General features: G+C 72.3%; 23 protein-coding genes. 13 read left to right on the top strand and 10 right to left on the bottom strand.

The genetic code is table 11. The features are described from left to right. Positions 1 to 19: 19 nt before the first annotated feature. The gene (locus KBB57_RS05865; protein ID WP_290747605.1) at positions 20 to 1,246 is read right to left on the bottom strand and encodes an FAD-dependent monooxygenase; all 1,227 of its coding nucleotides are present in this window, start codon (positions 1,244 to 1,246) and stop codon (positions 20 to 22) included. 332 nt (positions 1,247 to 1,578) lie between these two features. Between KBB57_RS05865 and KBB57_RS05860 the strand changes: the two genes are divergently transcribed. Then, positions 1,579 to 3,450, top strand: coding sequence for an ABC transporter ATP-binding protein (locus KBB57_RS05860; protein ID WP_290747604.1), 1,872 nt, complete (start codon positions 1,579 to 1,581; stop codon positions 3,448 to 3,450). A gap of 192 nt (positions 3,451 to 3,642) precedes the next feature. Here the strand turns inward: KBB57_RS05860 and KBB57_RS05855 are convergent, their stop codons facing one another. Further along, the gene (locus tag KBB57_RS05855; protein WP_290747603.1) at positions 3,643 to 4,845 is read right to left on the bottom strand and encodes a hypothetical protein; all 1,203 of its coding nucleotides are present in this window, start codon (positions 4,843 to 4,845) and stop codon (positions 3,643 to 3,645) included. A gap of 290 nt (positions 4,846 to 5,135) precedes the next feature. Between KBB57_RS05855 and KBB57_RS05850 the strand changes: the two genes are divergently transcribed. From KBB57_RS05850 to KBB57_RS05830, 5 genes are all read left to right on the top strand, one after another. Beyond that, entirely contained in the window at positions 5,136 to 5,570 is a 435-nt protein-coding gene (locus KBB57_RS05850) for a VOC family protein (protein ID WP_290747602.1), read from the top strand. Between the two features lie 76 nt (positions 5,571 to 5,646). Then, positions 5,647 to 8,457, top strand: a complete 2,811-nt coding sequence (locus KBB57_RS05845; RefSeq protein WP_290747601.1) for a bifunctional [glutamine synthetase] adenylyltransferase/[glutamine synthetase]-adenylyl-L-tyrosine phosphorylase — start codon at positions 5,647 to 5,649, stop codon at positions 8,455 to 8,457. Positions 8,458 to 8,517: 60 nt separating this feature from the next. After that, positions 8,518 to 8,889, top strand: coding sequence for a type II toxin-antitoxin system RelE/ParE family toxin (locus tag KBB57_RS05840; RefSeq protein WP_290747600.1), 372 nt, complete (start codon positions 8,518 to 8,520; stop codon positions 8,887 to 8,889). Continuing rightward, positions 8,882 to 9,199 (top strand): DNA-binding transcriptional regulator, encoded by a 318-nt coding sequence (locus KBB57_RS05835; RefSeq protein ID WP_290747599.1) that lies wholly within the window; start codon positions 8,882 to 8,884, stop codon positions 9,197 to 9,199. The genes KBB57_RS05840 and KBB57_RS05835 overlap by 8 nt, the downstream gene beginning before the upstream one ends. A gap of 93 nt (positions 9,200 to 9,292) precedes the next feature. Next, the gene (locus KBB57_RS05830) at positions 9,293 to 10,198 is read left to right on the top strand and encodes a histone deacetylase (protein WP_290747598.1); all 906 of its coding nucleotides are present in this window, start codon (positions 9,293 to 9,295) and stop codon (positions 10,196 to 10,198) included. A gap of 88 nt (positions 10,199 to 10,286) precedes the next feature. Here the strand turns inward: KBB57_RS05830 and KBB57_RS05825 are convergent, their stop codons facing one another. Then, complete coding sequence (locus KBB57_RS05825) at positions 10,287 to 11,273, bottom strand: D-glycerate dehydrogenase (RefSeq protein ID WP_290747597.1); 987 nt, start codon at positions 11,271 to 11,273, stop codon at positions 10,287 to 10,289. Positions 11,274 to 11,393: 120 nt separating this feature from the next. Between KBB57_RS05825 and KBB57_RS05820 the strand changes: the two genes are divergently transcribed. Next, positions 11,394 to 12,014, top strand: coding sequence for an SH3 domain-containing protein (locus tag KBB57_RS05820; RefSeq protein ID WP_290747596.1), 621 nt, complete (start codon positions 11,394 to 11,396; stop codon positions 12,012 to 12,014). A gap of 8 nt (positions 12,015 to 12,022) precedes the next feature. Here the strand turns inward: KBB57_RS05820 and KBB57_RS05815 are convergent, their stop codons facing one another. Further along, entirely contained in the window at positions 12,023 to 12,442 is a 420-nt protein-coding gene (locus KBB57_RS05815) for a hypothetical protein (RefSeq protein WP_290747595.1), read from the bottom strand. Further along, complete coding sequence (locus tag KBB57_RS05810) at positions 12,442 to 12,708, bottom strand: hypothetical protein (protein ID WP_290747594.1); 267 nt, start codon at positions 12,706 to 12,708, stop codon at positions 12,442 to 12,444. Before KBB57_RS05810 ends, KBB57_RS05815 begins: the two co-directional genes overlap by 1 nt. Before the next feature lie 147 nt (positions 12,709 to 12,855). Here KBB57_RS05810 and irrA point away from each other — a divergent pair, with 147 nt between their 5' ends. The 4 genes from irrA (at position 12,856) to KBB57_RS05790 (ending at position 16,414) form a co-directional block, all read left to right on the top strand. Further along, positions 12,856 to 13,305, top strand: a complete 450-nt coding sequence (gene irrA / locus KBB57_RS05805; protein WP_290747593.1) for an iron response transcriptional regulator IrrA — start codon at positions 12,856 to 12,858, stop codon at positions 13,303 to 13,305. Between the two features lie 114 nt (positions 13,306 to 13,419). Continuing rightward, positions 13,420 to 14,070 (top strand): peptide-methionine (S)-S-oxide reductase MsrA, encoded by a 651-nt coding sequence (msrA, locus tag KBB57_RS05800; RefSeq protein WP_290747592.1) that lies wholly within the window; start codon positions 13,420 to 13,422, stop codon positions 14,068 to 14,070. Positions 14,071 to 14,077: 7 nt separating this feature from the next. Next, positions 14,078 to 15,220: an alpha-hydroxy acid oxidase gene (locus KBB57_RS05795; RefSeq protein WP_290747591.1), complete on the top strand. Its 1,143-nt coding sequence runs from the start codon at positions 14,078 to 14,080 to the stop codon at positions 15,218 to 15,220. 183 nt (positions 15,221 to 15,403) lie between these two features. Next, a complete protein-coding gene (locus KBB57_RS05790) occupies positions 15,404 to 16,414 on the top strand; it encodes an LLM class flavin-dependent oxidoreductase (protein WP_290747590.1) in 1,011 nt (336 codons plus the stop codon). Here KBB57_RS05790 and KBB57_RS05785 read toward each other — a convergent pair. From KBB57_RS05785 to KBB57_RS05765, 5 genes are read right to left on the bottom strand one after another with little or no spacing between them, the layout of a single operon-like run. Then, positions 16,392 to 17,789: an FAD-binding oxidoreductase gene (locus KBB57_RS05785; RefSeq protein WP_290747589.1), complete on the bottom strand. Its 1,398-nt coding sequence runs from the start codon at positions 17,787 to 17,789 to the stop codon at positions 16,392 to 16,394. The two genes, KBB57_RS05790 and KBB57_RS05785, sit on opposite strands and share 23 nt — an antisense overlap. Before the next feature lie 11 nt (positions 17,790 to 17,800). Next, a complete protein-coding gene (locus KBB57_RS05780; protein ID WP_290747588.1) occupies positions 17,801 to 18,601 on the bottom strand; it encodes an ABC transporter permease in 801 nt (266 codons plus the stop codon). A 44-nt stretch (positions 18,602 to 18,645) separates the two neighbouring features. Next, positions 18,646 to 19,473: an ABC transporter permease gene (locus tag KBB57_RS05775; RefSeq protein ID WP_290747587.1), complete on the bottom strand. Its 828-nt coding sequence runs from the start codon at positions 19,471 to 19,473 to the stop codon at positions 18,646 to 18,648. Positions 19,474 to 19,494: 21 nt separating this feature from the next. Next, the gene (locus KBB57_RS05770) at positions 19,495 to 20,604 is read right to left on the bottom strand and encodes an ABC transporter substrate-binding protein (protein ID WP_290747586.1); all 1,110 of its coding nucleotides are present in this window, start codon (positions 20,602 to 20,604) and stop codon (positions 19,495 to 19,497) included. A 20-nt stretch (positions 20,605 to 20,624) separates the two neighbouring features. Continuing rightward, positions 20,625 to 21,719: an ABC transporter ATP-binding protein gene (locus KBB57_RS05765; RefSeq protein WP_290747585.1), complete on the bottom strand. Its 1,095-nt coding sequence runs from the start codon at positions 21,717 to 21,719 to the stop codon at positions 20,625 to 20,627. A gap of 167 nt (positions 21,720 to 21,886) precedes the next feature. Between KBB57_RS05765 and KBB57_RS05760 the strand changes: the two genes are divergently transcribed. Both KBB57_RS05760 and KBB57_RS05755 read left to right on the top strand, forming a co-directional pair. Next, complete coding sequence (locus KBB57_RS05760) at positions 21,887 to 23,482, top strand: amidohydrolase (protein ID WP_290747584.1); 1,596 nt, start codon at positions 21,887 to 21,889, stop codon at positions 23,480 to 23,482. A gap of 14 nt (positions 23,483 to 23,496) precedes the next feature. Continuing rightward, positions 23,497 to 25,218: an amidohydrolase gene (locus KBB57_RS05755; protein WP_290747583.1), complete on the top strand. Its 1,722-nt coding sequence runs from the start codon at positions 23,497 to 23,499 to the stop codon at positions 25,216 to 25,218. Positions 25,219 to 25,310 lie beyond the last annotated feature (92 nt).

The raw sequence follows: 25,310 nt of genomic DNA, 5'->3' as shown, positions 1-25,310 counted from the left end.
TCCAGCGAAAAGTCCGGCGTCACAGGGGCTGGCCGCGCAGCAGGCGGGGCAGCGCGCCGCCGAGGCCGGCGGCCTCGCGGATCAGCGCGCGCCGCACCGCCGGCAGGCGGTTGACGAGGCCGAGGCCGAGGTCGCGCGCGAGCCGCAGCGCGGGGTTGTCGTTGGAGAAGAGCCGGTTCAGCCCGTCGGTCGCGGCGGCGAGCGTCGCGGCGTCGAAGCGGCGCCAGCGCTGGTAGTCGGCGAGCACGTCCGGGGCGCCCGGGTCCTGGCCGCGGCGGCGGGCGGTGGCCAGCACCTCGGCGAGCGCGGCGACGTCGCGGAGGCCGAGGTTCAGGCCCTGGCCCGCCAGCGGATGCACGCCGTGGGCGGCGTCGCCGACGAGGGCGACGCGGTCGGCGACGAGGCGCTCGGCGAGCGACAGGCCGAGCGGGTAGGAGAACCGCGCCCCGGCGAGGCTGACCGCGCCGAGGAAGTCGCCGAAGCGGGGGCGCAGCACGGCGAGGAAGCCCGCGTCGTCGAGCCCGGCGATGGCGGCGGCGCGCTCGCGCGTCTCGGTCCAGACGATCGAGCTGCGGTTCCCCGGCAGCGGCAGGATGGCGAGCGGGCCCTCGGGCGTGAAGAACTGGTGGGCGACCCCGCCATGCGGGCGCTCGTGCGCGACCGCGGCGACCAGCGCGGCCTGGGGGTAGTCCCAGCCGACCCGGGCGACGCCGGCGCGGCGCGCCGTGGCGCTCGCCCGGCCGTCGCAGCCGACGAGGAGGCGGCCGCGGAGCGTGCGCCCGTCGGCGAGCGTCGCCTCGGCGAAGCCGGGACCGGCCGCCTGGCCGACCACCGCGGCGCCGTCGAGGACGGCGATGCGGGGCTCGGCTTCGGCCGCCGCGGCGAGCGCGCGGCGCAGGAAGCGGTCCTCGAGGAAGTGGCCCATCGGCCCCTCGTCGATCTCGGCCCGGTCGAAGTGCAGGAACCATGGGCTCGCCCCCTCGCCGGCGCGGCCGTCGCTGACCACGATCTCCTCGATGGCCTGCGCCTGCGGGCCCAGGAGCCGCCAGAGGCCGAGGGCCTCGAACATCCGCCGGGAGCTGAGGGCGAGGGCGTAGGCGCGGCCGTCGAAGTCGTCGCGGCCGCGGTCGGCGGCGGGGGCGGCGTCGATCAGCGCGCTGGTCAGCCCGGCCGAGGCGAGGGCGAGGGCGAGCGTCGGGCCGTTCAGCCCGCCGCCGACGATCAGCACGTCGCGGTCGATCTCCATGCCGCCAGCTATCCCGGGCGGCCGCGGATTGTCCACCCGCCGCCCGGCCCGGGGGCGCCGGACGCCCGAACCCGGGGCCGGCCTCGCACGTGCGAGAGGGGGCATGTGCGCGATGCTGCTGGGGGAGCCCGGGCAGATGCGGACGGGGCGACTTCTCGGCCTCGCCGGCAGCATCGCGAGCGACTGGCCACGAGGGCGCACGCCCCGGCATCGTGCGGGACAGCGCAAGAGTCGTGCCGTGCGCCCGCGCTCACCCCCCGCGCGGCCCCGTGACCCATCCTCACTGGCGGCGCGGCCTCCGGCGTCCTAAATCTCGCGCGAGAGGAAGCCCGATGCCCGACACAACCCGCGCGGCGCACGAGACCCCGCGTCACCTGCGCCGCCTCGCCGACCTGATCGACGCCTTCGCCCGCGCCGACGGCCCGCCGCCCGACCGGCTGGGCCGCTTCCTCGTCTGGGCGCTGCGCGGCTCCTTCCCGGCCATCCTCGTCACGCTGGCCGTCACCGTCGCCGTCGGCGCAACGGAAGTCGGCTCCGCCTTCGTCGTCGGCTGGCTGATCGACCTCGCCGAGGCCAAGGGCCCGGCCGAGCTCATCCCCGAGACCTGGCCGCTCCTCCTCGCGGCGATGCTGTTCTTCCTCCTCGTCCGCCCCGGCCTGATGGGCCTCGGCGCCGTGCTGACCGGCGTCACCATCGGCCCGAACCTCTATCCCCTCGTCCTCTCGCGGCTCAACCGCCACACCCTCGGCCAGTCGCTCTCCTTCTTCGACGACGACTTCGCCGGCCGCATCGCCCAGAAGCAGCAGCAGACGGCGCGCGCCATCACCGAGGTCGTGTCGGAATCGGTCAACACCCTCGGCTTCGCCCTCTCCGCCGTCGTCGGCTCGGTGGCGCTCGTCGCCGCGGTCAACGCCTGGCTCGCCGCCGGAATGCTCCTCTGGATCGCCGCCTACGTGGTGCTGATCCGCCGCTTCCTGCCGCGCATCCGCAAGAGCTCCACCGACCGCGCCGCCGCCCGCGCCGTCGTCACCGGCCAGGTCGTCGACACCATCACCAACATCGCCACGGTGAAGCTCTTCAGCCACGGCCTCCACGAGGACGAGGCCGCGCTCGGGGCGCTGGCCGGCTACCGCGGCGCGACGATCCGCTTCGGCTGGGTCACCGCGAGCTTCCGCACCTGGCTGATGACGCTCGCCGGCGCGCTGCCCGTGCTCCTCATCGGCGGCGCGCTCCTGCTCTGGACCCGCGGCCAGGCCTCCCCCGGCGACATCGCCACCGCCGGCCTGATCGCCACGCGCCTCGCCCAGATGTCCGGCTGGGTCTCGATGACCGCCATGGGCATCTTCTCCAACATCGGCGAGATCGAGGACGGGATGCGCACGCTCTCGCCCCCCCACGCCATCACCGACGCCCCCGAGGCCGTCGCGCCCGAGGCGCTGCGCGGCTCGGTCGACTTCGACCACGTCCGCTTCGGCTACGGCCGCAAGACCCCGGCGCTGGCCGATTTCGACCTCCACGTCCGCCCCGGCGAGAAGGTCGCCCTCGTCGGCCGCTCCGGCGCCGGCAAGACCACGGCCGTCTCGCTCCTCCTGCGCCTCTACGAGGTCGAGGGCGGCGAGATCCGCCTCGACGGCGTCGACATCCGCGACATGACCCAGGACGCGCTCCGCGCCCAGATCGGCATGGTCCGCCAGGAGACGGCCATGTTCAACCGCTCGGCGATGGAGAACATCCGCTACGGCCGCCGCGACGCCACCGACGAGGAGGTCATCGCCGCCGCCAAGCGCGCCGAGGCCCACGACTTCATCCTGACCTTGCGCGACTTCAAGGGCCGCGAGGGCTACCGCGCCCATCTCGGCGAGCGCGGCGTGAAGCTCTCCGGCGGCCAGCGCCAGCGCATCGCGCTCGCCCGCGTCATCCTCAAGAACGCCCCCGTCCTCGTCCTCGACGAGGCCACCTCCGCCCTCGACAGCGAGGTCGAGGCGGCGATCCAGGACACGCTCGACACGGTGATGGAGGGCAAGACCGTCGTCGCCATCGCCCACCGCCTCTCCACCATCGCGCGGATGGACCGCATCGTCGTCCTCGACGAGGGCCGCATCGCCGAGGAGGGAACCCACGAGGCCCTCCTCGCCCGCTCCGGCCTCTACGCCCGCTTCTGGCGCCGCCAGTCCGGCGGCTTCCTCGACGTCGCCGCGGAGTGAAGCGTCAACCGGACACGACGCGCCCTGTCTCCTCTGTAATGCCTTGTTTTCGCAGTCTACTCCGCCGGCTGACAGCTGTCGCCAGCGCCGGCGCGGGAAGAAGAGGCGGCCGCGGAGCCGCCTCTGGAGATGACGTCGTGTCGATGGCGCGACGAGGACCGGCGACTTCCCAAAGGGACGGCCGCCATGCCCTCACGTGAGCAGGTAGCCGTCGTGCAGCGACAGATCGGCGCCCCGCACGACAAGGAAATAGTCGTCGGCGTCGGGGATGCCGTCGCCGAGGCCGTCGCCGTCCTGGTCGATCTGGAGGATGGTGTTCACGCGGCCGGGGAGAGTCTCGATCTCCTCCTGATAGACTTGGAAGTCCCTGCCGCCCTTCACGGCGTCGCGGAAACGGATCTGGTCCCTGCCCTCCTCGAAGGCGTTGAAGAGCACCGTGTCGGTATAGGCGCCGAGGTCCGCCCGCGTCACGAGGATCACGTCGCGGGCCCCGTCGCGCGGCTGCGACGAGTCGCTCTGGAAGAACTCGACGTCCGGGTTGATGGTGTCGTTGCCCGCCCCGCTGACCAGGATGTCACAGCCGACGCCGCCATCGATGAAGTCGTTCCCAGCGCCGCCATCGATGTAGTCGTTGCCCTCGTTGCCCGTCACGTACCGATCGTCTCCCGCGCCTGCGTAGATGCGGTCATTGCCCGCGCCGCCGACGAGCTCGAAGTCGATGAAGTCGGTTCCCTGCAGGAAGTCGTTCCCTTCGTCGCCGAAGGCGCCGGATTGCCAGTCCCCGCTGGCCCGGCCGATCAGCCGGTCATTGCCCGCGCCGCCAGACGAGAACCCGCCGATCAGCAGGTCGTCACCCCCGCCGCCGTAGAAATCGTCGAAGCCGCCGCCGCCGATCATCACGTCGCGGTGCTTCGTCCCGAAGACGCCGAGGATGCTGCTGAACTCCTCGAGGCCGGGCTCGACGCTTGCCGCGAAGAAGTCGGTCCCCCCGAAACCGTCGCGCGCCTTCCCGATGACCGCCACGGTCCGGACATCGCCGTCGGCGTCGGTGAAGGTACGGCTGCCGCGGAACGACATGTCGACGAAGACGCCCTTCTTCGCACCGCTATAATCGACGTAGGCGCTGACGAAAACGTCCGGGGAAGGGCCGACCCCGTAGAGGTCATTGCCGCGCGTGCCCATGAAGAACGCAAATACCTCGCCCCCGCCGCCGAACAGCGTGTCCTTTCCCGCCGTGCCCTTGAAGGTGACGCTGTCGAATTCGTTCGTGTCCCAATCCGGCGTGTAGGCGCCCGGAACGAGTTGGACGTTGCGCCCAGCCACGAGATGATCGGTCACGATGGAGCCATCGCTATTGGCTTGCGCGAGGAAGTCACGGCTGTTGTTGATCGACACGTCCCTGATGCTCCTCTGAATCTTCGGCCGGCGCGGAGCTTCGCCCACCCGCTTCTCGACGAGCCCGCGCCCGGAGCAGCCTGCGCCCCGCACCTTCCCCCGTCCCGAAATCGCGCCGAAGCGCAGCCGAAATTTGCGCCGCGTCTGCGTCCATCATTCGCCGGAGCGCGCTCCGGCCGCCGGAACGTGACGACCCGAAGGCCCACCCCGCGCCGTCCGGGCCGCCGCCCGGGAGGAACGCCCCGCGCACGCCGGCGTTGTGCGGCGGAACCCGAGCAAAGGAGCCCCCGATGGAGACGAACGAAATTCACCGCGGACGGATGATCGACCACGTCCAGCTCGTCGTCGCCGACCTCGAGGCCAGCCGCACCTTCTACGAGGGCGTGTTCATCGCCATCGGCATCCCCATGGGCGGCAAGGGCGAGGGCTATTTCTGGGCCGACGAGCTCTTCGTCTCGACCGCCGACAGCCCCGCCGCGCTCGGCGAGCTCACCGGCCGCGTCCACCTCGCCTTCCAGGCCCCCGACCACGCCGCCGTCGACGCCTTCCACGCCGCCGGCATCGCCTCCGGCGGCCGCGACAACGGCGCCCCCGGCGAGCGCCCGCACCACCCGGGCTATTACGCCGCCTACCTGCTCGACCCCGACGGCAACAACATCGAGGCCGTCTACCACGGCAAGCACGACCGCAGCGCCGACTCGGTCAAGATCACCTTCCCGGCCTAGCAGCCCACCCCTTGCCGGCCCCGCCCCGGCGGCTAAGCTCACGCGACCGCCCGCCGCCGGAGGAGACAGCGCGCCGATGACCGCCGGAGCCGCCCTCGCCGACCGCGTCTCCCGCGCGCCGATCCCGCACGACCCCGCCCAGGCCGCCGAGGCCGCCGCCCTCTTCGCCGACGTCGCCCCAGCGGCGCGCGAGCTCCTCGCCGCCACGGCCGGCTGCTCGCCCTATCTCGGCGGCCTGATGCGCCGCGACCCCGACTGGCTCCGCGCCGCCCTCGCCGCGCCCCCGGAGGAAACCCTCGCCGCCCTCCTCGCCGCCGCCGACCCGGCCGACCCCGCCCGCAGCCTGCGCGAGGGCAAGCGCCGCGTCGCCCTCCTCGCCGCGCTCGCCGACCTCGGCGGCGCCTGGGACCTCGACGCGGTCACCGGCGCGCTCACCGCCTTCGCCGACCGCGCCGTCGCCACCGCGCTGACCGCGGCGCTGACCGCCGAGATCGCCCGCGGCAAGCTCCCCGGCGTGACCGAGGCCGACCTCGCCGACGCCGCCGGCCTCTTCGTCCTCGCCATGGGCAAGATGGGCGCGGCCGAGCTCAACTACTCCTCCGACATCGACCTGATCGTCCTCTTCGACGAGACCCGCCACGACGACGACGCCTATGCCGACATCCGCCGCGGCTTCGTCCGGGTGACGCAGAAGCTCGTCAAGCTCCTCTCCGAGAACACCGCCGACGGCTACGTCTTCCGCACCGACCTGCGCCTGCGCCCCGACCCCTCCGTCACCCCGGTCTGCATCGCCACCGACCCGGCCGAGCGCTACTACGAGAGCATGGGCCGCACCTGGGAGCGCGCCGCCTTCATCAAGGCCCGCCCCTGCGCCGGCGCGATCGACGCCGGCTGGAGCTTCCTCGACCGCCTGCGCCCCTTCGTCTGGCGCCGCCACCTCGACTACGCCGCCATCCAGGACGCCCACGACATGCGGCTGCGCATCCGCGCCCACAAGGGGCTCGGCGGCCCGATCCGCGTCCCCGGCCACGACCTCAAGCTCGGGGCCGGCGGCATCCGCGAGATCGAGTTCTTCACCCAGACCCGCCAGCTCATCACCGGCGGCCGCGACCCGAGCCTGCGCTCCCGCCGCACCCTCGACGCGCTCGACGCCCTGACCGGCAAGGGCTGGGTCGAACGCCCCGTCCGCGATGCGCTCACCGCCGCCTATGTCGAGCACCGCACCCTCGAGCACCGCCTCCAGATGCTCGACGACGCCCAGACCCACCGGATGCCGAAGACCGAGGAGGAGCTCGCCCGCCTCGCCGACTTCTGCGGCGCCCCCGACCGCGCCGCCTTCGCCGAGGCCCTGCGCGCCCGCCTCACCGAGGTCCACGCGCTGACCGAGCCGTTCTTCACCCAGGAGCGCGCCGCCGCGCCCGCCCCCGACCTGGCGGCGATCTTCGCCGACCCCGAGGCCGCCGCCGCCCGCATGGCCGACTGGCGCCGCTACCCGGCGATGCGCTCGGAGCGCGCCCGCTCGATCTTCAAGCGCATCGAGCCCGAGCTGCTCACCCGCCTGAAGGGCGCCGCCCAGCCGGACGCCGCCCTGATCGCGCTCGACGCCTTCCTCGCCCGCCTGCCCGCCGGCGTGCAGGTCTTCTCGCTCTTTGAGGCGAACCCGCCGCTCCTCGACCTCCTCGTCGACATCGCCGGCTCCACCCCCGAGCTCGCCCGTCACCTCGGCCGCAACGCCGGCATCCTCGACGCGGTGATCGGCGCCGACTTCTACAAGCCGCTCCGCGGCGCCGACGAGCTGCGCGCCGAGCTGACCGAGAGCCTCGCCGCGGTCCCCGACTACGAGCGCGCCCTCGACCGCGCCCGCGTCTGGATGAAGGAGCGCCAGTTCCGCATCGGCGTCCACCTTCTGCGCGGCCTCGCCGAGGCCGACGAGGCCGCCGCCGCCTATTCCGCCGTCGCCGAGGCCACCGTCGCCGCGCTGCTGCCCCGCGTCGAGGCCGAGTTCGCCCGCCGCCACGGCCCCGCCCCGGGCGCCGGCGCCGCCGTCGTCGCCATGGGCAAGCTCGGCTCGCGCGAGATGACGGTCTCCTCCGACCTCGACCTCCTCGTCCTCTACGACGCGCCCCCCGACGCCCAGTCCGAGGGCTCCCGCCCGCTCGCCGCGCCGGTCTACTTCGCCCGCCTCACCCAGTCGCTGATCGCCGCGCTGACCTCGCCGATGGCGGAGGGCGTCCTCTACAAGGTCGACATGCGCCTGCGCCCCTCCGGCCGCCAGGGGCCCGTGGCGGTCAGCCTCGCGAGCTTCCGCCGCTACCAGGCCGAGGAGGCCTGGACCTGGGAGCACCTCGCGCTGACCCGCGCCCGCGTCGTCGCCGGCCCGGCCGACCTCGGCGCCCGCGTCGCCGAGGCGATCGCCGGGACGCTCGCCCGCCCCCACGACGCCGCCAAGGTCCTCGCCGACGCCCGCGACATGCGCCGCCGCCTCGCCGAGGCCCATGCCGAGGCCGCGGCGAACCCCTGGGAGGTGAAGCTCGGCCCCGGGCGGATGATGGACATCGAGCTCCTCGCCCAGACAGGGGCGCTCCTCGCCGGCCTCGTCGGCGTCCGCCGCCCGCGGCAGATGCTCGACCGCCTCGCGCGATCCGGCTGGCTCCCCCGCGACGACGCCGCCCGCCTCGCGGCCCAGCTCGACCGCCTCGCCAGCCTCCAGCAGCTCGGCCGCCTCGCCGCCGACCACACGATCGACCCTTCCGAGGCCGGCGCCGGCCTCGTCCGCCTCGTCCTCGCCACCACCGAAGCCCCCGACCTCGCCGCGCTGAAGGCGCAGCTCGCCGAGGAGGCCGTGGCCGGCGCCGCCCTGATCAACGCCCGGTTGGCGGCAGGATGACCGGAGGTTGATGTCTATAGCACCAAGTGCTATATCACAGTTCGATGCGACGGAGTTCGGATGCGCATCTTCAAGACGAAGTGGTTCGGCCGCTTCGCGAGGCAGGAGAAGATCGCCGATGCGACGCTCGTGGAGGCAATCAGTCGCGCCGAACGGGGCGTCATCGACGCCGATCTTGGCCACGGGGTCATCAAGCAGCGGATCGCCCGTCCGGGCCAAGGCACGTCCGGCGGGTTCCGCAGCATCATCCTCTTTCGTCGCGAAAGCCGTGCCTACTTCGTCTACGGCTTCGCCAAGAGCGACCGAGGCAACATCCGGAAAGACGAGCTCGAAGCCTTCCGCAAGCTGGCGAGCGAGTTGCTCGATCTCGACGATGCCGCAATCGAGGCGGCCATGGCGAACGAGACGATCATGGAGGTGAAACATGACTGAGCCTTACAGGAGCGACGCCCTCGCCGCCGTCCACGAGACCGCCCTCGGACTCAGCGAAGCGGGCGTCCTTTCCCCGCGATCGATGAAGGAGTTCGACACGCTTTGCCTCACGCCGGTGGGGCCGCTGGCGCCGGAGGAGATCCGGGCCATCCGGGCGCGCGAGAACGTCAGCCAGGCGGTCTTCGCGCGCTACCTCAACGTCACGACCGGCCTCGTAAGCCAATGGGAGCGCGGGGAGAAGCGTCCGCGCGGCGCTTCGCTCAAGCTCCTCACTCTCGTGGCGACGAAGGGGCTCCAAGCTGTCTCCTGAACCAAGGCAGGAAGCCGGCCCTGCAAGGAGGATGCGTGATCGCGCGGCCTCCGGTCGCTCCTCTACGCGACACGCCTCGCCCGAGGCTGCGTGATGCGCCTCCCCATCGTCTACCACCCCGACTACATGGCCCAGCTCCGCCCCGGCCATCGCTTCCCGATGTCGAAATACGGCTACCTCCGCGAGGCGCTGGCCGCCCGCGGCCTGCTGCCTTCCTCCGGCGGCTTCCTCGCCCCGGCGCCGGCGCGCGTCGCCCAGGTCGCCGCCGTCCACGACCTCGGCTACGTCGAGCGCGTCGCGGGAGCGCGGCTGACGCCCGAGGAGGCGCGCCGCATCGGCCTGCCCTCCACGCCCGCGGTCGCCCGCCGCTCCTTCCTCTCCGCGGCCGGAACCCTGCTCGCCGCCCGCCTCGCCCTCGAGCACGGGCTCGCCTGCAACATGGCCGGCGGCTCGCACCACGCCGGCCCCGAGGGCGGCGCCGGGTTCTGCGTCTTCAACGACGTCGCGGTCGCCGCCCGCGCCCTCCTCGACGAGGGCGTGGTCCGCCGCGTGCTCGTGGTCGACTGCGACGTCCACCAGGGCGACGGCACCGCGCGCATCTTCGCCCGTGACCCGCGCGTCCTCACCCTCTCGCTCCACGCCGAGCGCAACTACCCGGCGCGCAAGGCCGTCTCCGACCTCGACTTCCCGCTCCCCGACCGCCTCGGCGACCGCGCCTATCTCGAGACGCTCGCCCTCGCCCTCGCCGCGACCGAGGCCTTCGCCCCCGATCTCGTCTTCTACAACGCCGGCGTGGACCCGTTCGAGGCCGACCGCCTCGGCCGCCTCGCGCTGACCTTCGAGGGCCTGCGCGCCCGCGACGCCCTCGTCCTCGCCTGGGCCCGCGCCCGGTCCCTGCCGGTCGCCGGCGTCCTCGGCGGCGGCTACGACGACGACCCCTGGCGCCTCGCCGCCCGCCACGCCCTCATCTTCGAGGAAGCCGCCCGCCTCGCCGCGTGACCCCGCGCGCGCCACTGCGCGGATTCACACTTCGTTAGATAGAAAATCAATGGGTTAGAGGGTTTTCACGCGTGAACACGGGGCGTGTTCACAGCATCGCCGGCACGACCTGGTCGGGCGGGCGGTGCCCGTCGGCATAGGTCTTGATGTTGATGATGACCTTCTCGCCCATCTCGATGCGGCCCTCGATCGTCGCCGAGCCCATGTGCGGCAGCAGGAGCACGTTCGGCAGCGCCCGCAGCCGCGGGTTGATGTCGTGGCCGTGCTCGTAGACGTCGAGCCCGGCCCCGGCCAGCTCGCCCGCCCGCAACATCCGGGTCAGCGCGTTCTCGTCGATCACCTCGCCGCGGGCGGTGTTCACCACGATCGCCGTCGGCTTCATCAGCTTCAGCCGGCGGGCGTTCATCAGGTGGAAGGTCGAGGGCGTGTGCGGCACGTTGATCGACAGGATGTCGATCCGCGTCAGCATCTGGTCGAGGCTCTCCCACCAGGTCGCCCCGTGCTCCTTCTCGATGTCGGGATGCACCCGCCGCCGGGCGTGGTAATGCACCTCGAGCCCGAAGGGATGCGAGCGCGCCGCGATGGCCCGTCCGATCGCCCCGAAGCCGAGGATGCCGAGCTTCTTGCCGGCGATGCGGTGGCCGAGGAGCGCGGTCGGGCTCCAGCCGTCCCAGTCGCCGCGCTGCATCAGCTGCGCCCCCTCCTGCAGCCGCCGCGGCACCGCGAGGATCAGCGCCATCGCCATGTCGGCGGTGTCCTCCGCCAGCACGCCCGGCGTGTTCGTCACCATGATCCCGCGCCGGAGCGCCGTGGCGACGTCGATATGATCGAAGCCCGCGCCGTAGTTCGCGATCAGCTTCAGCTTTGGGCCGGCGCGCGAGATCAGGGCCTGGTCGATCCTGTCGGTGATGGTCGGCACCAGCACGTCCGCCTCCGCGATCGCCTCGGCGATCGCCTCCGGCGCCATCGGCCGGTCGTCCGCGCTCAGAGTCGCATCGAAGAGCTCGCGCATCCGCGCCTCCACCATATCGGGGAGACGACGCGTCACGACGACTTTCAACCGGTTGTCGGCCATGCGGATTCCTGTTCCTCTCGCCGTGCGGTTCGGCTATGGTCGGCAGATAATTGCACGGGAGGGTCGGGGATATCCAGACACTTCCCGGCACGTCGAGGCGCCTTGAGCAGGGGTCCCGTCATGGCTCTGTCCGCCGCCCGCCTCCCCGGCGCGGTCCTCGTCCTTCTTCTCGCCGCGGGCGTCGCCCCGGACGGCCAGGCGCGCGCCGCCGCCGAGGCCGACCCGGCCGCCGCCGCGGCCCCTGCCGCCGATCCGGCGCCCGACCCGGCCGCCGCCGCGGCCCCTGCCGCCGATCCGGCGCCCGACCCGAACGTCGGCCCGGTCACCGGGATGCCGCTCCCCCGCTTCGTCTCGATGCGCGCCGAGAGCGCCAACGCCCGCCGCGGCCCCAGCCTCGACCACAAGGTCGACTGGACCTTCGTCCGCCGCGGCATGCCGCTCGAGGTGACGGGGGAGTACGGCAACTGGCGGCGGGTCCGCGACGCCGACGGGGCCGGCGGCTGGGTCCACCACACGCTGCTCTCCGGCATCCGCACCGTCCTCGTCGGCGGCGACGCCCCGTCCGCGCTCCGCGCCGACCCGAGCGAGACCGCCCCCATCCGCGCCTTCGCCGAGCCGGGCGTCGTCGCCCGCCTCGAGCATTGCCGCGGCGACTGGTGCGAGCTCGGCGCCGACGGCGTCAGCGGCTGGACGCACCGCGCCGGCCTCTGGGGCGTGCTGCCCGACGAGACGATCGAGTAGGGGCGCGCTCAATCCTTCCAGAAGTCGTCGAAGTCCGGCGCGTCCCGCGTCTCCTTCGCCGCCGCGCAGAACCGCTCGCCGCCGAGCGCCCCCTCGGCGAGAAAGAGCCCCCGCGCCGTCCCCAGCGCGATCAGCACGTCGACATGGCGCTGCAGCTGCTGCTCCGCCGCCATCCCCTCCGGCACGTCCTGCAGGACGGCGTTCGTCGCCGTGGCGACCTGCGCCTCGTCGAGCGCATAGCCCTCGCAGAGGCTCGCCACCGCGCCGTGGTAGGCGATCACGTTGAGCTGCGCGAGCTCGTCGTCGCTCACGAGGCCGCCCGTCCCCGGCCCGGCGGCCTCCCAGGCGGCCTGCAACGGGTCGGAGGCAGCCGCCCCCGGCCCGGCCGCCGCCGCAACCGCCGCCGCGCACAGAAGACGCCGGATCATCAGAAATACTCCCAGGTGGCGTTGGCGGCGAAGCTGCCGTCGTCGTGGTAGCAGGCGCGCTGCTTGTTGTAGCAGGTCACCCCGGGCTTCGGGGTGAAATGCCCGCCGGGATGCGAGTGATGGTGGTGGTTGGCGATCGCCGCCCCGACCGCGACGCCGGCGATCCCCGCGGCGATGGCCGCCGCCGTCGCGTCGTTCGGATACGCCGGCTGGATTTGCACGGTGAGCGCCGCCGCCAGCGCCGCCGCGCCGGTAAGTCGTCTCATCGGAACCTCATGCATGGCTTGCAGCCCGGCCAAAGCCGGAGCGTGAGCCTGCCACCCCCGCGCGAGCCCGCCAACGATTCGTTTCCACGGGACGCGCCCGCGCTTTGCGGCTGGAAATTCCCCTTCCGCTCGCGGTATGCTGGCGCCATGAACCGGAAGGACAGGCTGGCCGACCCGAACCCGTCGAGCCCGCGCGAGCGCGCGGCAGCTTGGCTGACGGCCGGACAGCTGCGCCCGACGCGGCAACGCCTCGCCTTGGCCGAGCTGCTCGTCGGGGACGGCCGCAACCGCCACGTTACCGCGGAGGGCCTGCACGCCGCCGCCACCGAGCGCGGGGCGCCGGTCTCGCTCGCCACGGTCTACAACACCCTCCGCGCCTTCTGCAGCGCCGGCCTGATCGCCGAGGTGACGGTGGACGGGACACGGTCCTACTTCGACACGCGCATCGACGACCACCCCCACTACTACTGGGAGGAGGACGGCAGCCTGACGGACGCGCCGGGCGACGCCGTGCTGCTCGCCGGGGCGCCGCGCGCGCCCGAAGGCGCCGTCGTGTCGCGCGTCGACGTGGTGATCCGGCTGCGCCGCACTGCCTGACGAATCCCGCTCTGGCGGGACGTCGTTCCGCAAGATCCGCCCTGCGGAGAAGAATCACTTGCCCGCGGCGACGGTTGGCGGTTTCCATGCGGGGACACCCACCGGAGCCCGAGCTTGCGCCTCATCGCATGGCTTGCCATCGTGCTGTTCGCCACGCTGGCAGGGGCCGGCGTCGTGGTCGCGCCGGCGACCGAGACGGCGGTGCTGTCCGCGGGGTGCTTCTGGTGCGTGGAGGCGGATCTCAGCCGCCAGCCGGGGGTGCTGGACGTCGAGACCGGCTATGCCGGCGGCAGCCTCGAGGACCCGACGTTCCGCGCCGTGGTGTCCGGCACGAGCGGGCACGTGCTTGCGGTGCGGGTGACGTTCGATCCCGCGGCGACCACGTACGACCGGCTGCTCGTCGCGTATTTCCTGGCGATGGACCCGACCGACGCAGGGGGGCAGGCGTGCGAGCGGGGGCGGGCCTATGCCGCGACGGTGTTCTACGTCGACGGGACGCAGCAGGCGGCGGCGGGGCGGATGAAGGCGCGGGCGACGGAGGTGCTGGGACGGCCGGTCACGGTCGCGCTGCGGCCGGCGGGGCGATTCTGGAAGGCTGAGGAGCAGTATCAGGATTACGCCGTAAAGAACCCGCTACGTTACGATTATTACCGGCGGGCCTGCGGGCGGGATGCCCGGGTGCGCGAGGTCTGGAAGGGCGGCGGCGTAGCGATGGCCGGGGGGCTGCCGCTGCCGGGCGAGGATGCGACGGGCCGGCCGCAGTGAGGGACGCATGATCGGAGACGCGCTGACCATCGGCGATCTGAAGGAGATGGCGCGGCGGCGCGTGCCGAAGATGTTCTTCGACTACGCGGACAGCGGCGCCTGGACGGAGGGAACCTACCGGGCGAACGAGGCGGACTTCGCGAAAATCCTGCTGCGCCAGCGGGTTCTGGTCGACATGACCGATCGCAACCTCGCCTCCGAGATGATCGGCGAGCCGGTCGCCATGCCGGTGGCGCTGGCGCCGACGGGGCTGACGGGGATGCAGCATCCCGACGGGGAGATGCTCGCGGCGCAGGCGGCGGAGGCGTTCGGGGCGCCGTTCTGCCTCTCCACCATGTCGATCTGCTCGATCGAGGATGTGGCAGGCGCGACCCGCAAGCCGTTCTGGTTCCAGCTTTATGTCATGCGCGACCGGGACTTCGTGGAAGGCCTCATCGACCGGGCGAAGGCGGCGGGGTGCTCGGCGCTGGTGCTGACGCTCGACCTGCAGATCCTCGGGCAGCGGCACAAGGATCTCCGCAACGGCCTGTCGGCGCCGCCGCGGTGGACGCCGAAGCATGTGTGGCAGCTGGCGACGCGGCCGGCGTGGTGCCTCGGGATGCTGGGGACCGAGCGGCGGACGTTTCGCAACATCGTCGGACACGCGAAGAGCGTCACCGACCTGAAGTCGCTGCCGGTGTGGACGACGACGCAGTTCGACCCGAGGCTCGCGTGGACCGACGTCGGCTGGATCCGGGAGCGTTGGGGCAAGAAACTGATTTTGAAGGGAATTCTCGATCCCGAGGACGCCCGGCGCGCCGTCGATACGGGGGCGGACGCGATCATCGTCTCGAACCATGGCGGGCGCCAGCTCGACGGGGCGCGGTCGTCGATCTCGGCGCTGCCGCGGGTGGTGGAGGCGGTGGACGGGCGGATGGAGGTGCATATGGACGGGGGGGTGCGGTCGGGGCAGGACGTGCTGAAGGCGCTGGCGCTGGGGGCGAAGGGAGTGCATATCGGCCGGCCGTTCCTGTGGGGGCTCGGGGCCGGGGGACGAGCCGGGGTGGCGCGGGCGCTGGAGATCATCCGGCAGGAGCTGGACATCACCATGGCGCTGTGCGGGCGGCGGGACGTGCGGGAAGTGGATGCGGGCATCCTCGACCGGGGGTGAACGCGCAATTTTCCCCGTCAGTGGACATCCTTCTGAAACGGCAGGAAAAAGCGGGACTGGAATGTGGCTGGAATCCGGCTGGAATCCGGCTTGCCATTTTTTCATGTCGGCTTAACCCCGGGCCGGCTCCTTGCGGCGGGGGGACGGGCGCCTAGATCCGGCGGAACCCGGAGACGCACGCCCATGATCCCGATTTCCGTCCTCGACCTCGCGCCGGTGCCCGAGGGCTCCACCCCCACCCGCGCGCTCGCCAACACGCTCGACCTCGCGCGCCATGCCGAGGCCTGGGGCTATCATCGCTTCTGGCTCGCCGAGCACCACAACATGCCCGGCATCGCCAGCGCCGCGACCGCGGTGGTGATCGGCGCGGTCGCCGCCGCCACGCGCACGATCCGGGTCGGCGCGGGCGGGATCATGCTGCCGAACCACGCGCCGCTGACCGTCGCCGAGGCCTTCGGCACGCTGGCCGAGCTCTATCCCGGCCGCATCGACCTCGGCCTCGGCCGCGCGCCGGGCGGCGACCAGATCACCATGCGGGCGCTCCGCCGCTACATGGGCGGCGCCGACACCTTCCCGCAGGACGTGGTGGAGCTCTTGCGCTACCTCGGGCCGGCGAACCCGGAGGCGGCCGTGCGCGCCATCCCCGGCGAGGGGACCGGCGTGCCGGTCTGGATCCTCGGCTCGAGCCTCTTCGGGGCGCAACTCGCCGCGCATCTCGGGCTGCCCTACGCCTTCGCCTCGCATTTCGCGCCCGACGCGGTCGAGCAGGCGGCCGCCGCCTATCGCGAGATGTTCCAGCCCTCGGCCTGGCTCGACCGGCCGCGCTTCATGCTGGCGGTCAACGTCTTCGCCGCCGACAGCGACGCCGAGGGACGGCGGCTGATGACCTCGATGCAGCAGGCCTTCGCCAACCTGCGGCTCGGCCGGCCCGGGCGCCTGCCGCCGCCGGTCGACGACATCGACGCGGTTCTCGACCCGCGGGTCCGCGCCGGCGTCGAGCACGCGCTCGCCTTCTCCGCCGTCGGGACCGCGGCCTCGGTGCGGCGCGCGATCGACGGCTTCGTCGAGCGCTTCGCCCCGGACGAGCTGATCCTGACCGGGCAGATCCACGACCACGCCGCGCGCCTGCGCTCGTTCGAGATCGCGGCGGAGGCGCTGGAGGCCCGCGCGCTCAGCGCGGCCGGGGCGCGATGATCTTGCCGGGATTGAGCAGGCCGGCCGGGTCGATCAGGTCCTTGATCGCCCGGGAGAGCGCCTGCTTCACCGGATCGGCGTTGCGCTCGTAGGCGGCGCGCTTTTCCAGCCCGACGCCGTGCTCGGCCGAGAACGAGCCGCCGGCGGCGGCGAGGCCGGCATAGAGCACGTCCTCGATCGCGTCATGCGCGGCGTGGGAGACCGGGCCGTCGACCGGCACGGTGATGTGCAGGTTGCCGTCGGCGAGATGGCCGTAGACGTAAGGGGCCCAGGCCGGGTCCAGCGCGGCCAGTTCCGCCTCGATCCGCGCCACGTAGGCGTCGAGGACGCCGCCGGGGACGGAGACGTCGAAGGAGGGCGGCAGGCGGTGCAGCCGCTCGATCAGCTCGGTCTCCTCGCGCAGCCGCCAGATCCGCCGCGCCTGCTCGTCCGAGGCGGCGACCACGCCGTCGAGGACGCCGGCCTCCTCCCAGACGGCGGCGAGCCCCTCCTCCAGCGCCGCCTGCGCGGCGGCGGCGTCGCCGGCGGCGACCTCGACGACGAGGATGCACGGGGCGTCGAGCGGCAGGAGGCCCGGCTCGTAGCCGAGCCCGCCGCGCATGAACTCGGCGAAGCGGCGCCACAGGATCTCGGCGGCGCGCAGGGAGGCGGAGGGCGCGGCGAGGAAATGCGCGACGATCCGCTGGGCGCTCGCGGCGTCGGGCAAGCCGACGAGGGCGACGGCGCTGGCGGCGGGGAGCGGCTCCAGCCGCAGCGCGGCGCGGGTGACGACGCCGAGCGTGCCCTCGGCGCCGATGAAGAGGTGCTTGAGGTCGTAGCCGGCGCTGGTCTTGAGCACCCGCGTCAGGTCGCGCAGCACGCGGCCGTCGGGCAGCACGACCTCGAGGCCGAGCACGCGGTGGCGCATCGTGCCGTTGCGGAAGGCCATGGCGCCGCCGGCGTTGGTCGAGATCATGCCGCCGATGGTGCAGCTGCCGCGGGCGGCGAGGTCGATCCCGGGATCGAGGCCGACCGCGGCGCAGGCCTCCTGCAGCGCGGCCAGCGTCACGCCGGCCTCGACGACGGCGACGCGGGCGGCGGGGTCGATCGCCTCGATCCGCTGCATGGCGCCGAGGTCGCAGATCACCTGCCCCGGCGCGGCAGCGGCCCCGCCGGCGAGGCCGGTGCGGCCGCCCTGGGGGACGAGCGCCACGCCGTTCGCGCCGCACCAGCGCACCAGCGCGGCGACGGCGTCGGCGTCGGGGGGGCGGACCAGCGCGGCGGCGGCGAGGTTGCGCGCGTCGGCGCCGGGGTCGCGGGAGGCGAGCTCGTCCGCGTCGCGGACGGTCGCGCCCGGAACGGCGGCGCGCAGCCCGGCGAGGAGGCTCGCGTCCATTGCCGGCGCGGTCAGGCCGCGGCCTTGCGCGCCCGCGCCGCCGCCCGCCAGCGCAAGAGGTCGCGGGCGAGGATGACGAGGACGGTGATGGTGATGAGGATCACCGAGATCGCCGCGATCGCCGGGTCGATGTTGTCGCGCATGCCGTTCCACATCTGCCGCGGCAGGGTGACGACGCTGAACGAGGTGATGAAGATGGTGACCGCGATCTCCTCCCAGGAGAGGATGAAGGCGAGGAACGCCGCCGAGATGATGCCGAAGCGGGCATTCGGCAGCACCACCCAGAAGATCGACTGCCAGAGCGAGGCGCCGAGGCCGCGGGCCGCCATGTCGATGCGCCGGTCGACGCGGGAGAGGGCGACGAGGAAGGTGACGAGGGCGAAGGGCGTCGCCACCACGACATGCCCGAGCACGACGCCGCCGATGGTGTCGAAGGCGATCCAGGGGATCACGTCGACCATCGAGGTCTCGAAGAAGTAGATGATGATTGCCGAGACGACCGGCGGCATCACCATCGGCAGGAACACCAGCGCCGCGAGCGCGATCGAGAAGCGGTTGCGCACGTACCAGAGGCCGAGCCCGAAGAGCACGGCGAGGATCGTGGAGATGACCGCGCTGATGACGCCGATGAGGAGGCTGAGCCGGATCGACTCGCCCCAGATCGGGTTGGTGAACAGCGCCTCGTAGTGGCGGAGCGAGTAGTTCCCCTTCGGCATGGAGAGGAAGCGCTCCGCGGTGAACGAGACCGGGATGATGGCGAGGAGCGGCATCAGCAAGAAGATGATGGCGACGTAGACGATGAGCGCGCTCATCCATCCCGGCTTGTCGGTTCCCGTCTGCGGTCTTGCCATCGCCGTCACCCGAAGAGCTTGTCGAGCCGCACCACCTTGTAGAGCACGAACCCGAGGATCACGACGACGACGAGGAGCATCACCGAGAGCGCCGCGGCGAGGCCCCAGTTCACCGTCTGGAAGAGCTGGAGGTAGATGAACTCGGCGACCATGACGCTGCGGCCGCCCGAGAGGATGGCCGGGGTGATGAAGAAGCCGAGGGCGAAGACGTAGACGATCACCGCCGCGCCGAAGATGCCGGGCAGCGTCATCGGCACGGTCACCGTCCAGAAGATGCGCATCCGCCCGGCGCCGAGGCCGCTCGCGGCCTGGAGGACGCGGGCGTCGACCTGGCGCATGGCGGAGGCGAGCGGGAAGACCGCGAAGGGCACGAGGAAGTGGGTCATGCCGACGATGGACCCGAACTCGTTCCTGACCATCGGCAGGGGGCGCGAGATGATGCCGATGTCCATCAGCGCCGAGTTGATGATGCCGTTGTTGCGCAGCAGGATCAGCCAGCCGAAGGCGCGGATCAGGACCGAGATCCAGAAGGGGATCAGCACGCAGTACTCGATCAGCCGCTGGCGGCTCGGGGGGCCGAAGACCCAGTTGTAGGCGATGGCGTAGGCGAGCGTCACCGAGGCGAGCGTGACGATGGCGCAGACGCGGACGGTGCGCAGGACGACGGCGCGGACGGTCTCGTCGGTGAAGACGCGGACGTACTGGCCGAGGCCGGGCTCGGGGTCGGTGAAGCTCCACTTCGCGACCCCGAGGAACGGCAGGACGTAGACGAAGAGGAGAAGGAGCGGCAGCGGCGCGAGCAGGATCGCGTAGCGTCCCCAGGCGTTCGACATCGCAGCCGCTCCTCCTTCCGATCAGGCCGAGACGAGGGCCAGGAACTTCTCCAGCGCCGCCGAGTAGTTGTCGGCGTACCAGTCCTGGTCGAGATTGATCTGCACCGCGACCGCCTCGGGCGAGACGCAGTTGAGGTGGCGCTGGTCCTCGGGGATCAGCGCGTCGGCCTCGGGGTTGGCGGGGCCGTTGCCGAGGGCCTCGAAAAGGACGACCTGGCTCTCGGGCTTCTGGGTGCTGGCGATGAAGTCCATCGCGGTGGCCGGGCCCGCGGGGTTGCCCTTGAGCGTGATCCAGCTCGACGGGTTGAGGAACGCCTGGTCGAAGGTCCACTTGATGCGGCCGCCGGTGTCGCGGCTGAGCAGGCTCGCGCGGGTGTTCCAGATGTAGCCCATCGCCGCCTCGCCCTCCATCAGGAGCTGCTGGCTCTCGGCGCCGGAGCCCCAGAAGCTGATGATGTCGGGCTTGAGCTGCTCGATCTTGGCGAGCGCGCGGGGGACATCGAGCGGGTAGAGGTCGGCCGGGGCGACGCCGTCGGCGATCAGCGCCGCCTCGAGCATGCCGTTCATCCACTTGTACATGGTGCGCATGCCCGGGAACTTCTCGGTGTCCCAGAAGTCGGCGGGCGACACCGGCGGCGCGTCGCCGAAGATCTCGGAATCGTAGGCGAGGACGTAGCTGAAGAAGTAGGAGGGCGTGACGAACTCGCGGTCCCAGCCCTTGCGGACCTTGTCGCGGCTGAGCTTCGACCAGTCGAGCGGCTCGAGCGCGCCCTTCTTGCCGAAGGCGATGCCGACGTTGGCGTCGGCGTCGATCACGTCCCAGATGATGGTCTTGCTGGCGATCTGCGCCTGGATCGCGCCCTCGGTCGGGCCGCTGCCGTCGATCTTGACCGGAATGCCGGTCGCCTCGGTGAAGGGCACGCCGAAGGCGTCGCCATAGGCCTGGATCGCGTCGCCGCCCCAGTTGCAGAGCACGAGCTGGTCGGCCGCGAAGGCCATGTTGGCGCGCAAGGAGAGCGGCACGCTGAGCAGCAGCGAGGCCGCCTTGACGAAGTTGCGCCGGCTGATGTCGCCCGCGGCGGCGCGGCGCAGCAGAATCTCGAAGCAGTCCTGTTGGAAGTGGTTCCTCATTCTTTTGACCTTCCCTGTCGTCATTCGTCGTCGGCCAGGATGTAGCCGCCGTCCACGGGCCAGCAGACCGTCACCGCGGCGCCGACCGGAAGCTCGGCGGCGGCGGAGCGGTCCGGGGCCGACAGGACCAGCCGCTGCCCGCCCGGCAGCGTCACCTGGAGGTTCATCTCCGCGCCGTTGTAGACCTTGTCGGCGATCGTCCCGGAGACCGCGTTGTCGCCCGGGCCGGGATCGCCGACCCGCAGGTGCTCCGGCCGCACCGCCAGCACGAGATGCCCCGCCTGCCGCGCCCCCTCGGCGATCGGGGCCGAGAGCGCGCTCTCGCCGTGCCGGCCGGTGGCGCGCCCGCCGGAGACGGCGCAGTCGACGATCGGCACGAGGTTGATGCGCCCGAGGAACTCCGCGACGAAGCGGCTCGACGGGCGGAGGTAGACGTCGCGCGGCGCGCCGATCTGCATCAGCCGGCCGTGGTCGAAGATCGCGATCCGATCGGAGAGCGCCAGCGCCTCGCTCTGGTCGTGGGTGACGAAGACGAAGGTGGTGCCGGTCTCGCGATGCACCCGCTTCAGCTCGCTCTGGAGCCCCTCGCGCAGGCTCTTGTCGAGCGCCGAGAACGGCTCGTCGAGGAGCAGCACCGGCGGATCGAAGACCAGCGCGCGCGCCAGCGCCACGCGCTGCTGCTGCCCGCCGGACAGCCCGTCGGGGCGCTTGTGCGCGTGGCCGGCGAGGCCGACGCGCGTCACCATCTCCTCGACCCGCTTCTTGATCTGGTCGGAGGGCACCTTGCGGACGCGCAGCGGGAAGGCGACGTTGTCGGCGACGCTGAGGTGCGGGAAGAGGGCGTAGCCCTGGAACACCATGCCGAAGTTGCGCTTGTCGGCCGGGCGATGGGTGATGTCGACGCCGTCCTCCTCGATGCGCCCGCTGGTCGGCTCGGTGAAGCCGGCGAGCGACATCAGGAAGGTGGTCTTGCCGGAGCCCGAGGGGCCGAGCAGCGTCACGAACTCGCCGGCGGAGATCGTGAGGTTGAGATCCCGGAGCGCGTGGAAGCTGCCGTACGTCTTGCCGAGGTTGACTGCGCTGAGTTGCGAGGCTCGGTGTTCGTGCGCGACCAACGCGTTCCCTCCCGGTAGGCTCGCGGCGACGATAAGGCCAAGTTCCCGCGTCCCGCAACGCCTTTCGCGCGGCCCTACACGGGCCTTCCACCGGCCGGGACGCCGCACTAGCATGGGCCGCGAGGAGCCGGCCGGAGACAGGCGGGCGTCGGGGAGGAGGCTCATCCATGTCCGATCGCGAGGACGTCGCGGCCCGCCGCGAGGACGCAGCCGCCCGCTGGGTCGACGACAACGCCGGCCGCCTCTCGGAATGGACCCGCACGATCTGGGACAAGGGCGAGACCGCGTGGCGCGAGTACGATTCCGCCGCCTGGTACGTGGCGCGGCTGCGCGAGGAGGGCTTCGAGGTCGAGGAAGGCTCGGCCGGGATGCCGACCGCCTTCGCCGCGCGCTGGTCGAACGGCCCCGGCGCGACCGCCGCGGCCTATGCCGAGTACGACGCCGTCCCGGGCAACTGCCAGGCGGCGAGCACGCGGCGCGAGCCGCGCCCGGGGCTCAACGTCCATGCCGGCGGCCATACCGACCCGCATTCCGCGCTCGGGACCAGCGCGCTCGGCGGCCTCCTCGCCGCCAAGGCCGCGATGGAGGCGACCGGGCTCGCCGGCACGCTGCGCTTCTTCGGCGAGCCGGCGGAGAAGGTCCGCGGCTCGAAGCCGATCCACGCCGCCGCCGGCTACTACGACGGGATCGACGGGCTGGTCAGCTTCCATCCCTGCTACATGCTGCCGCTCTGCAACACGGTGAGCTGGGACACCCATTGCGGCGCGGCCTATGCGATGGTCTACCGCTTCGCCTGCGACAGCCCGGAGACCTGGCTGCCGCGGACCGAGGGCCAGCCGATCCCGCAGGCCCACAGCGCCGTGCGCGCGCCCGGGGCCAACGACGCGCTCTTCTACATGTACAACACGTCCAAGGCGCTCCGGGACTCGATCCTCCCCCATACCGGCGGCTGGTCGATCAGCGAGGCGATCCTGACCGCGGGACAGGCGACCGCCGACAACCTTCCGGCGCGGCTGGCGGAAATCCAGTACATCCTCCGCGTCCCCACCGTGGAGATGGCCGAGCAGGCGACGCTGATCCTCGACCGCAACGCCGCCGCCGCGGCGCAGCTCGCGCATTGCGGCTGGGAGCGCATCTGGGTCTCGAAGTCGCGCCCCGGCCTCGCCAACCACGCGATCTCGCGCATGGTCTACGACAAGCTCGCCGCCGTCGGGGCCCCGCGCTGGGGCGAGGCGGCGAAAGCGATCGCCCGCGAGATGCAGGAAGCGGTCGGCCTCGCACCGATGGCCGAGCCGTTCCTGCCCGACTGCGAGCGGCTGATGGACCCGGAGGAGGCCGAGCGCATCCTGCGCCGCGACCTGCCGCCCTCCCAGGTGAACTACACGTCCGACGACTACACCGACATGTGCTGGCACACGCCGACGGCGCGGCTCTACGTGGCGCGGCCGATGCTGTCGGGGCCGCCGGGCTTCGCCTATCCGGACTGGGTGATGAACGCGCTCGGCGGCATCGCCGAGACGATCGACCCGATGGTGAGCTGCGCCGCGAAGACGGTCGCGCACTCCCTCCTCGCCATCCTCGGCGACGCGGACCTGCGCGCGGCGGCGCGGGCCGAGTTCGAGGAGCGCACCGGCGGCGGCGTCGGCGGATCGCGCTGGATCCCGCCGCTCTGCGACTACGCTCCGCCGATCGGCCTGCGCTGGCCGGAATACGTCACGACCGTCCGCGGTCGCGAATGGTGGATCCCGACCGCCGGCTACTGAGGGGACGCAAGGCCATGCGCGAGCTCTACGACCATCGCCCCAGCCACGCGGCGCGGAGCCCGTTCGCCGACCTCGCCCTCGTCGGCGGGCGGATCTGGACGGGCGATCCGGGCCTGCCCTGGTGCTCGGCGCTCGCCGTCGCCGGCGGGCGGCTCGTGGCGCGCGGCGATCGCGCCGACATCGACCACGCGATCGGCCGGTCGACGCGGGTGATCGACCTCGGCGGGCGCTTCGCCATGCCGGGCCTCTACGACATGCACACCCACCCCGACCTCGCGCTGGCGCCCCGCTACGCCGAGGACCTCGACATCGGCATCGTCGACCCGACGCCGGAGCAGGTCCGCGACGCGGTGCTCGCCTATGCCGCGAAAAATCCCGGCCGCGAATGGATCTACGGCCAGTACTTCGTGCGCTACACCTTCCGGCAGGCGGGGCTCGTGCCGGGCAAGGACTGGCTCGACAGCGTGCTGCCCGACCGCCCGGTCGCGCTCCTCGACCGGATGTGGGGCACGATGATGGTGAACTCCGAGGCGCTGCGCCGCGCCGGGATCACCGCCGCCACCCCCGACCCGACCAACGGCTACATGGAGCGCGACCCGGTCTCGGGCGAGCCGACCGGCCTCCTGATCGACGGCGCCTATGCGCTGATCCACGCCGCCATGCCGCCGACGCCCGTCCCGGTGCTGCAGGCCGCCTATCGCGACGGCGTGCGCTACCAGTCGGCGCGCGGCGTGGTGGCGACGAAATACGTCCACGTCTGCGAGAACCGCCTCGACGCGCTCCGCAACCTCGACCACGCCGGCGAGCTGACGCTGCGGGTCGAGGCGGCGATCAGCTGGCAGGACGACATCTTCCCGGTGAAGCGCCGCTGGGAGCTGATCGCCGGCGAGCGGCACTGGTACCGCTCGGCGCGCCTCGACGCCAACGCGGTGAAGTTCCACTTCGACGGCACGGTCGAGCCGCGGTCCTCCTTCCTGATGACCCCATGGGCCGGCAACGACGCCTGGCTCGGCAAGCTCAACCTGACGCCCGAGCACCTCGCCGACATGGTCTGGGACATGGACCGCAAGGGCATCCGCGTCATCGCCCACTGCACCGGCGACGCCGCCTCCGACACCTTCCTCGACGCGGTGGCCGCCGCCCGCCGCCGCCCCGGCGGGCTCGGGGTGCGCCACCAGTGCGCCCACAGCACCATCCTCTTCGGCTCGAACCTCGCCCGCTTCCGCGACCTCGGCGTCACGGCCGAGTTCTCCCCCGTCTCCTGGTACCCCTCCAGCTTCGTCTCGGGCGCGCGGCAGGGCTACGGGCCCGAGCGGCTGGCGCGGGCCTACGACATCAAGGGCGTGCTGGACGCCGGCGGGGTGGCGGTGATCGGCACCGACTGGCCGGTCAGCGTGCTGGACCCGTGGATCGCCCTCGAGACCATGGTCACCCGCGCCAATCCCTGGGGCGAGGTCGAGGGGACCTTCGGCGCCCCGATCCCGCTCGAGCAGGCGATCCGGGTGATGACCCTGAACGGCGCCTGGTCGATGGACCGCGACCACCTCGCCGGCACGCTCGAGGTCGGCAAGGCGGCCGACGTCATCGTGCTGGACCGCGACCTCTTCGCCATCGAGCCGCGCGGCAACATCGTCGCCACGAAGGTCGACCTCACCTTCGCCGACGGCCAGCTCGTCCACGACCGCCTCGGCGGCCACGACGCGGTCTGGCAGGGCGAGGCGCCGCAGCTGTGGTGAGCCCCCGCCGACCCGCCCGCCACGGCGTCAACCTTCGTGAACGAAGCGTTGACGCAACGGGAATTGTCTTGCCTTTACAACGACAAGACCCG

It is taken from the genome of Amaricoccus sp. (assembly GCF_017993425.1).
Taxonomy (GTDB): domain Bacteria; phylum Pseudomonadota; class Alphaproteobacteria; order Rhodobacterales; family Rhodobacteraceae; genus Amaricoccus.
The sequence above is the reverse complement of the archived record's forward strand: the minus strand, read 5'-3'. Positions and strand labels throughout refer to the sequence as shown.

What these genes read in the sequence shown, in the direction of transcription:
- KBB57_RS05865 (WP_290747605.1), bottom strand. Translation starts at nt 1,246, where the DNA reads ATGGAGATCGACCGCGACGTGCTGATCGTCGGCGGCGGGCTGAACGGC.
- KBB57_RS05860 (WP_290747604.1), top strand. Translation starts at nt 1,579, where the DNA reads ATGCCCGACACAACCCGCGCGGCGCACGAGACCCCGCGTCACCTGCGC.
- KBB57_RS05850 (WP_290747602.1), top strand. Translation starts at nt 5,136, where the DNA reads ATGGAGACGAACGAAATTCACCGCGGACGGATGATCGACCACGTCCAG.
- KBB57_RS05845 (WP_290747601.1), top strand. Translation starts at nt 5,647, where the DNA reads ATGACCGCCGGAGCCGCCCTCGCCGACCGCGTCTCCCGCGCGCCGATC.
- KBB57_RS05840 (WP_290747600.1), top strand. Translation starts at nt 8,518, where the DNA reads ATGCGCATCTTCAAGACGAAGTGGTTCGGCCGCTTCGCGAGGCAGGAG.
- KBB57_RS05835 (WP_290747599.1), top strand. Translation starts at nt 8,882, where the DNA reads ATGACTGAGCCTTACAGGAGCGACGCCCTCGCCGCCGTCCACGAGACC.
- KBB57_RS05830 (WP_290747598.1), top strand. Translation starts at nt 9,293, where the DNA reads ATGCGCCTCCCCATCGTCTACCACCCCGACTACATGGCCCAGCTCCGC.
- KBB57_RS05825 (WP_290747597.1), bottom strand. Translation starts at nt 11,273, where the DNA reads ATGGCCGACAACCGGTTGAAAGTCGTCGTGACGCGTCGTCTCCCCGAT.
- KBB57_RS05820 (WP_290747596.1), top strand. Translation starts at nt 11,394, where the DNA reads ATGGCTCTGTCCGCCGCCCGCCTCCCCGGCGCGGTCCTCGTCCTTCTT.
- KBB57_RS05815 (WP_290747595.1), bottom strand. Translation starts at nt 12,442, where the DNA reads ATGATCCGGCGTCTTCTGTGCGCGGCGGCGGTTGCGGCGGCGGCCGGG.
- KBB57_RS05810 (WP_290747594.1), bottom strand. Translation starts at nt 12,708, where the DNA reads ATGAGACGACTTACCGGCGCGGCGGCGCTGGCGGCGGCGCTCACCGTG.
- irrA (WP_290747593.1), top strand. Translation starts at nt 12,856, where the DNA reads ATGAACCGGAAGGACAGGCTGGCCGACCCGAACCCGTCGAGCCCGCGC.
- KBB57_RS05795 (WP_290747591.1), top strand. Translation starts at nt 14,078, where the DNA reads ATGATCGGAGACGCGCTGACCATCGGCGATCTGAAGGAGATGGCGCGG.
- KBB57_RS05790 (WP_290747590.1), top strand. Translation starts at nt 15,404, where the DNA reads ATGATCCCGATTTCCGTCCTCGACCTCGCGCCGGTGCCCGAGGGCTCC.
- KBB57_RS05785 (WP_290747589.1), bottom strand. Translation starts at nt 17,789, where the DNA reads ATGGACGCGAGCCTCCTCGCCGGGCTGCGCGCCGCCGTTCCGGGCGCG.
- KBB57_RS05780 (WP_290747588.1), bottom strand. Translation starts at nt 18,601, where the DNA reads ATGAGCGCGCTCATCGTCTACGTCGCCATCATCTTCTTGCTGATGCCG.
- KBB57_RS05775 (WP_290747587.1), bottom strand. Translation starts at nt 19,473, where the DNA reads ATGTCGAACGCCTGGGGACGCTACGCGATCCTGCTCGCGCCGCTGCCG.
- KBB57_RS05770 (WP_290747586.1), bottom strand. Translation starts at nt 20,604, where the DNA reads ATGAGGAACCACTTCCAACAGGACTGCTTCGAGATTCTGCTGCGCCGC.
- KBB57_RS05760 (WP_290747584.1), top strand. Translation starts at nt 21,887, where the DNA reads ATGTCCGATCGCGAGGACGTCGCGGCCCGCCGCGAGGACGCAGCCGCC.
- KBB57_RS05755 (WP_290747583.1), top strand. Translation starts at nt 23,497, where the DNA reads ATGCGCGAGCTCTACGACCATCGCCCCAGCCACGCGGCGCGGAGCCCG.